This is a genomic window from Streptomyces sp. NPDC058375 (assembly GCF_042723425.1).
Taxonomy (GTDB): Bacteria; Actinomycetota; Actinomycetes; order Streptomycetales; family Streptomycetaceae; genus Streptomyces; species Streptomyces durocortorensis.
The window spans coordinates 1-5,889 of the sequence record NZ_JBHXJG010000345.1 but is presented as its reverse complement, the minus strand read 5'-3'; the positions used below and the strand labels follow the sequence as shown (position 1 = coordinate 5,889).

At 73.8% G+C, this 5,889-nt stretch carries 6 protein-coding genes and 1 pseudogene; 4 read left to right on the top strand and 3 right to left on the bottom strand.

The window, feature by feature from the left end; all coding sequences use genetic code 11:
* Positions 1-29: 29 nt before the first annotated feature.
* Positions 30-335, bottom strand: coding sequence for a hypothetical protein (locus tag ACFWM7_RS32790; protein ID WP_383267744.1), 306 nt, complete (start codon positions 333-335; stop codon positions 30-32).
* Positions 336-454: 119 nt separating this feature from the next.
* Between ACFWM7_RS32790 and ACFWM7_RS32785 the strand changes: the two genes are divergently transcribed.
* Together ACFWM7_RS32785 and ACFWM7_RS32780 are read left to right on the top strand one after the other, a co-directional pair.
* Positions 455-820, top strand: a complete 366-nt coding sequence (locus ACFWM7_RS32785; protein ID WP_383267741.1) for an arsenate reductase family protein — start codon at positions 455-457, stop codon at positions 818-820.
* 24 nt (positions 821-844) lie between these two features.
* A complete protein-coding gene (locus ACFWM7_RS32780; protein ID WP_383267738.1) occupies positions 845-1,810 on the top strand; it encodes a hypothetical protein in 966 nt (321 codons plus the stop codon).
* 31 nt (positions 1,811-1,841) lie between these two features.
* Here the strand turns inward: ACFWM7_RS32780 and ACFWM7_RS32775 are convergent, their stop codons facing one another.
* Entirely contained in the window at positions 1,842-2,378 is a 537-nt protein-coding gene (locus ACFWM7_RS32775) for a carboxymuconolactone decarboxylase family protein (protein WP_383267735.1), read from the bottom strand.
* Between the two features lie 50 nt (positions 2,379-2,428).
* On the opposite strand from ACFWM7_RS32775, the gene ACFWM7_RS32770 reads away from it, so the two are divergent.
* A complete protein-coding gene (locus ACFWM7_RS32770) occupies positions 2,429-3,913 on the top strand; it encodes a PLP-dependent aminotransferase family protein (RefSeq protein ID WP_383267733.1) in 1,485 nt (494 codons plus the stop codon).
* Here the strand turns inward: ACFWM7_RS32770 and ACFWM7_RS32765 are convergent.
* Positions 3,870-4,781 carry a Gfo/Idh/MocA family protein gene (locus tag ACFWM7_RS32765; protein ID WP_383267730.1) on the bottom strand — a complete coding sequence of 304 codons (912 nt, stop codon included), beginning with the start codon at positions 4,779-4,781 and terminating at the stop codon, positions 3,870-3,872. The two genes, ACFWM7_RS32770 and ACFWM7_RS32765, sit on opposite strands and share 44 nt — an antisense overlap.
* A 231-nt stretch (positions 4,782-5,012) precedes the next feature.
* Here ACFWM7_RS32765 and ACFWM7_RS32760 point away from each other — a divergent pair.
* Positions 5,013-5,889: pseudogene (locus tag ACFWM7_RS32760) on the top strand (hypothetical protein); the annotation flags it as partial.

Below are 5,889 nucleotides of genomic sequence, written 5' to 3'. Positions count from 1 at the left end.
CAGGCAGAGTGGTCGGTGGTCGGTTCCGGTCAGCGGCCGTAGCGGATCAGGGCGCGGACCATGCGGCAGGTGGTGTCGGACGGCGGGTGGATGCCCAGGCGCTCGGCGGTGATCCGTATCCGGTGGTTGCCGGCGCTGGAGGGCTGGTAGACCCCGCTGTCGAGCAGGGCGATGGCCAGGCGCATGGCCTTGAGGCGGCGGTTGTGGGAGACGTACCACTCGCGGGGGCGGCCCGCGGGCAGTCGCTTCTTCTGCGGCGGGGTGGGAAGCGGCGGGTGGAAGGGCATCGGGAGCTGTCGGTCGAGCGGCTCGGTCGTGACTGTGGCAACGGCCATCGGCATCCTCCTGGCAGCGTGGTGGAACCCTCACGAACTCCCTCCATTTTACTGCTCCCCACTGACAATCGCCCCTGTTCAGAGGCGCTTTCGGCAGTCCCTCGCGTAACCTTGGCCCCATGGAGATCTGGATCAATCCCGCCTGTTCCAAGTGCCGCAGCGCGGTGACTCTGCTGGACGCCGAAGGGGCCGACTACACCGTCCGCCGTTACCTGGAGGACGTGCCCTCGCCCGAGGAGATCCGGGACGTTCTGGACCGGCTCGGTCTGGAGCCGTGGGACATCACGCGGACGCAGGAGGCGGCGGCGAAGGAGCTGGGGCTCAAGGAGTGGCCGCGGGAGGCCGGTTCGCGGGAGCGGTGGATCGCCGCACTGTCCGAGCACCCGAAGTTGATCCAGCGGCCGATCATCACGGCCGAGGACGGGACGGCCGTGGTGGCGCGGAGCGAGGAAGCCGTACGGGACGTCCTGGGGCGTGGTGCCTGAGGCCGGGGTCAGGGCTCCCCCAGGATGGAGTTCTTCACCGGCTTCGTCGTCACCGGTGCCGTGCGTGGTGCCGATGCCACGAGTACGCCTGCCGAGGTGACCGCGCTTCTCGGCGACCGGTTCGTCGAAAGCCGCACCGGTGCCGGGCAGTTGCTGCGCTGCTACGACCTCGTGGAGCTTGCCTGGAAGCAGGACGGGGCCGAGGACAGATGGCGCGGTCTGTATCTCACCCTGCAGGCTCATCGGCTGGAGCAGCCGTTGTCGGTCGACGAGCTTTCCGCTGCCCTGGACCGGATCGGCTTTCCCCTCGTGGAGGTCGCACCCGATGGGGTGGGGTGCCGTCCCTTCGTCCGGGCCGACAGCCGGGTGGGGGTGCTCGTCGACGAGGAGAGCGGTGAGGTGATGCAGCTGACTGTGCCCGCCTGGTTCGCTCCTGGCCCTCGCGGGGAGCCCTCGCCGGTGCCCCCGGGGGCCTCACGCGACCGGGTCCGTCATCTGGTCGGGCTCGGAGCGCCGGAGCGGGAGGCCTGGGCGCGGCGGCGGCAGCCGGAGGAGGCCGACGAGGCGGCGCGCTGGTGGTGGTCCCTGTGGGTGGCGTACCGGCAGCGGCTTTACGCCGGAGACGGGCGGAACCGCGATCACGACCGGTCCGCCGTGCGGGAGGCCGGGCTCTGGCTGCTCGGGAAGTGCGAGGCCGCCGGAGTCCTCGACCGGACGGAGGCCGTCTGCGAGATCGCCCGGTACGGGCTGCTCGAACCGGATGCGGCTGTACGGGCCTGCCTGGACGCCATCCCGGTGTCCCGGGGTGATGTGGCGACCCGGGAGTCGACCCCGTATCCGTACGCGCGGGAGACTCTGGCGGCCGTCAACGCTTCCCGGGCCGCCAAGCGGCTCTCCCTCGCGGCCGGTGCGCTGTTGCCCGGGGTACGGGACCGTGCGCTGCGGGCCGAGGTGGAGGTCTGGCTGGAGCTTCGGACCCGGCTCATGTGAGCCCCCGGGGACGGGCGGGTGCCGGGCCGCGTCAGCGTTCGTCCGTGCCCGCTCGCTTCGCCGTGGACAGGGCTATGCGGTTCCACGTGTTGATCGTGAAGATCAGGGCCAGCAGGTGGGCGAGTTCCTCCTCCTCGAAGTGGGCCGCCGCCCGGTCGTAGCTCTCGTCCGGCACCCCCGCGTCGCCGATCCGCGTGACCGCGTCCGTCAGGGCCAGGGCGGCCTGTTCCCGGTCCGTGAAGAAGTGGTCCGCCTCCTGCCACACCGCGACCATGTGCAGGCGCTCCTCGCTCTCACCCGCCTTGCGCGCGTCCGTGGTGTGCATGTGCAGGCAGTACGCGCACCGGTTCAGGTGCGAGGCGCGGATCTGGACCAGTTCGACCAAGGTCGGGTCCAGGCCCGCGCGGGCCGCCGCGTCCAGGCCGATCACGGCCCGGAAGACCTTCGGAGCGGTCTTCGCGAAGTCCAGCCGGGCCGTGGCAGTGGTCGTGGCCGTGGCCGTGTTGGTCCGGACGGTGGTGGCCGGGGCGGTCGTGCGGTCGTGCGTCTTGATCTCCGTCGTCGTCATGGGTACGAATCTAGGGCGACGGGCGACTGGGTACGGGGTGCACTTCCTTGATGAATTCATGGGTCAATTCCGCGGAGATCCTGGGCAGCGATCTGCCCCTGGAACTCTCCGGCACCGGCAACCGCCGGGCCCTGCTGATGGACGCGCTGCGCGACGCCGTGCGCAGCGGGCGGCTCGCCCCGGGCGCCCGGCTGCCGCCCTACCGTTCCCTCGCCGCCGACCTCGGCCTCGCCCGCAACACCGTCGCCGACGCGTACGCGGAGCTGGTCGTGGAAGGGTGGCTCGCCGCCCGCCAGGGGTCGGGGACGCGGGTCGCCGAGCGGGCCGTCCCGGTCACCCCCGTCCACCGGCCGCGGACCCCCGACCGCCCCGCCCGCCCGGTCCATGACCTGGTCCAGGGGCAGCCGGACCCCTCGGTGTTCCCGCGCACCGCCTGGCTGGCCTCGGCCCGGCGGGCGCTGGCCGCCGCCCCCGACGAGGCGTTCGGGCCCGGCGATCCGCACGGGCGGCCCGAGTTGCGTCGGGCCCTGGCCGGTTATCTGGCCCGGGTGCGCGGGGTGCGGGCCTCGCCGGAGCGCATCGTCCTGTGCTCAGGTGCCGCGCACGCGCTGCGGCTGCTCGCGGACGTGGTCGGCGGTCCGTGGGCGGCGGAGGAGTACGGGCTGCCCTTCCACCGCGAGCTGCTCGCCTCCCACGGGGTCGGCACCCGGCCGGTCGGCGTAGACGCGGACGGCGCCCGGGTCGACGGGCTCACCCGCCACGACCGGGCCGTGCTCCTCACGCCCGCCCACCAGTTCCCCACCGGCGGGCCGCTGCATCCCGCGCGGCGGGCGGCCGTCGTCGACTGGGCCCGGGCCACCGGCGGTCTCGTCGTCGAGGACGACTACGACGGAGAGTTCCGCTACGACCGGCAGCCCGTGGGGGCCGTCCAGGGGCTCGATCCCGAGCATGTGGTGCTGGTGGGATCGGTGAGTAAGAGTCTTTCGCCTGCTCTGCGGATCGGGTGGATGGTGCTGCCCCAGCGGCTCGTCGGCCCTGTCGTCGACGCCAAGGGCGAGCGCGAGCAGTTCTCCAGCGCCACCGAGCAGCTGACCCTCGCGGACTTCGTCGAGTCGGGCGCGTACGACAAGCAGGTACGCCGGATGCGGCAGCGCCACCGTCGCCGCCGGGACCAGTTGGTGGCGGCCCTGGAGCGGCGGGCCCCGCATGTCCGGGTCACCGGGATCGCGGCGGGGCTGCACGCGGTGGTGGAACTGCCGCCCGGCACCGAGCGTTCGGCGGTCCGGGCGGCTGCCTGGCAGGGGCTCGCGGTGGAGGGGCTGGGCGACTATCTGCACCCGGGGGCCGGGGACGCCTCCGGGGTCGCGGGGACCGCCCATGGCGGTGGCGCCGAAGTCCCCGTTCGCGACGGGCTCGTCGTGGGGTACGCGACCCCCGCCGAAGCCGCCTACCCGGAGGCGCTGGACGCCCTGTGCCGCTCGCTGCCGCCGGTCACCCCGCCGCCTGCGCCTCCGCCGCCGCCAGCAGCTCCGTGAGGTGGAGGCCGAAGCGCGCGTCGCAGGGGTGCGGCACCCCCGTACGTACCGCTTCGGCCAGGGCGTCCACCGCGCCCCGGAACGCGGTCTCCGCGCCGTCCCAGCCCGGGATCGACGCCGTACCCCGCTCGCCCCGGAACTCGATCTCGACGCCCGCCGCGCCGGGCGGGGCGCCCAGCCCCAGGGTCACCGTGCTGGACGCGCCGGAGGTGTGGCGCAGGATCAGGTGCGTGGTGTCGGCCGGTCCGGCGGCGGCCGTCAGGTGCTCGACGTCGCCCAGGACAGGGATCAGCACGGACAGCGCGTGCGGGCCGACGTCCCACAGGCCGCCCTTCGCGCGCCGCCACGGGGAGTCCGCGTACTCGCTGGTGGAACCGGCGGCGTAGAGCGACCCCAGCCACTGGGCGCGGGCCGTGAACCAGCCGTCCACCGCGGCCTGTTCGGCGATCCAGGCTGCGGTCTCGGGCGCGAAGCGCAGCGTGCAGAAGACGACCGAGGCCACCCCTGACTTCTCCGCCGCCTCGGCCACCGCGCGCGCCCCGGCGACCGTCGTGGCGACCGGCTTGTCCATCAGGAGGTGACGGCCCGCCTCCGCCGCCCGGACCGCGAGCGGGGCCTGGACGTCCGGCGGCAGCGCGAAGGCCACCGCGTCGCTCGCCTCCAGGAGCGCGTCGACGCCCTCCTCACCGGTGTACGCACGGGTGCCGTGCGCGGCGGCCAGCGCCTTTGCCGCCTCGGCCCTGCGGCCCCACACCCCGCTCAGCTCGACGCCGGGGTGGGCGGCGAGGGCGGGGGCCTGGGTGTTACGGGCCCAGGGGCCGGTGCCGAGGAGGCCGATACGCAAAGGGGTGGTGCCCGCAGAAGTCATGCGTGCCAGTGTGCCGGGCGCGACGGCCGACCGGACAGGGGGCCCGGACGCGAACCGGCCCGCCCGAGGGCAGCACCGAATGCGGTGGCGCGGGACCACCGTCGACCGTTACGTTTTCTGGGCCGGCCGCGGGACTCCGGCTGCGACTTCCGAGACGTGCCTGTGAAGCAATGATTTCGCTGTTCGCGCCCCCATTCCCCGGCCGGCACTCCAGCCACCCCGGGGACGACCATGAACACGCCCGACAGCCGCGCCGACATGCGCGCCGACACCTCCGCGGACCTCGTCGCCGCCGAGGACGTCCTCCTCTTCGTCAACGCCGCGATCACCGCGACCGGGCAGCGCGAGTTCCGCTCGGGCGCCGTCGACCAGCAGCTGTCCCTGGACTTCCTGCACACCTACGTACGGGTCAACTACCGCCGGGTGTACGCGGCTTCGCTGGCGCTGGACATCAACCACCACAACGCGGCGCTCATCGTGCGCGGGCTGCTGGAGACGGCGGGCGAGGCGACCGGCGAGGAGCGGCGTACCGAGGGGCGGCTCATCGCCGCCCGGCTGGCGCTGCTGCCGCCGCCGCGCGTCTACCGGCTCTTCGGCGAGCTGCGCCGCGCCAAGGTCAACAACCGGCGTACCCGGGCGATCATGCGGGACTGGCTGGCGGCCCGGCCGGACCTGGGCCATGACGCGGTGAAGTACCGGTCCGGGCTGAAGACCGTCGCCCGGCACATCCATCTGCCCTGCCCGGCCGGGGTCGAGCCGCTCGCCGAGGTGGGGGCGTTCCTGTTCCGGCCCGGGCGGGCACGCCGTTACGAGCACGGGCTGCTCGACGCCTGGCGGCGTGCCCACTACGAGCAGGGGGCCGTGGCCGAGCTGCCGTTCACCGTGGCGGAGGGGTTCGCCGCCAAGCACGGGATGAAGCGCGAGGTGTTCCTGAAGCGGGCCGCGCCCCGGATGACCCGGCTGGAGCGGCTGCGCACCCAGGAGCAGCGGACGGTGGGCGACCGGCGGCCGGACGTCGATCTGACCGTGATGCCGCTGACCCGGCTCGCGCTGTACGTGCTGTCGCTCGGCTTCGAGCAGCGCGCGGAGCGCCGGGCCGAGCTGACCC

Excerpts from the sequence above, each read along its gene's own strand:
- ACFWM7_RS32790 (WP_383267744.1), bottom strand. The coding sequence starts at position 335 with ATGGCCGTTGCCACAGTCACGACCGAGCCGCTCGACCGACAGCTCCCG.
- ACFWM7_RS32785 (WP_383267741.1), top strand. The coding sequence starts at position 455 with ATGGAGATCTGGATCAATCCCGCCTGTTCCAAGTGCCGCAGCGCGGTG.
- ACFWM7_RS32765 (WP_383267730.1), bottom strand. The coding sequence starts at position 4,781 with ATGACTTCTGCGGGCACCACCCCTTTGCGTATCGGCCTCCTCGGCACC.
- ACFWM7_RS32780 (WP_383267738.1), top strand. The coding sequence starts at position 845 with ATGGAGTTCTTCACCGGCTTCGTCGTCACCGGTGCCGTGCGTGGTGCC.
- ACFWM7_RS32775 (WP_383267735.1), bottom strand. The coding sequence starts at position 2,378 with ATGACGACGACGGAGATCAAGACGCACGACCGCACGACCGCCCCGGCC.
- ACFWM7_RS32770 (WP_383267733.1), top strand. The coding sequence starts at position 2,429 with ATGAATTCATGGGTCAATTCCGCGGAGATCCTGGGCAGCGATCTGCCC.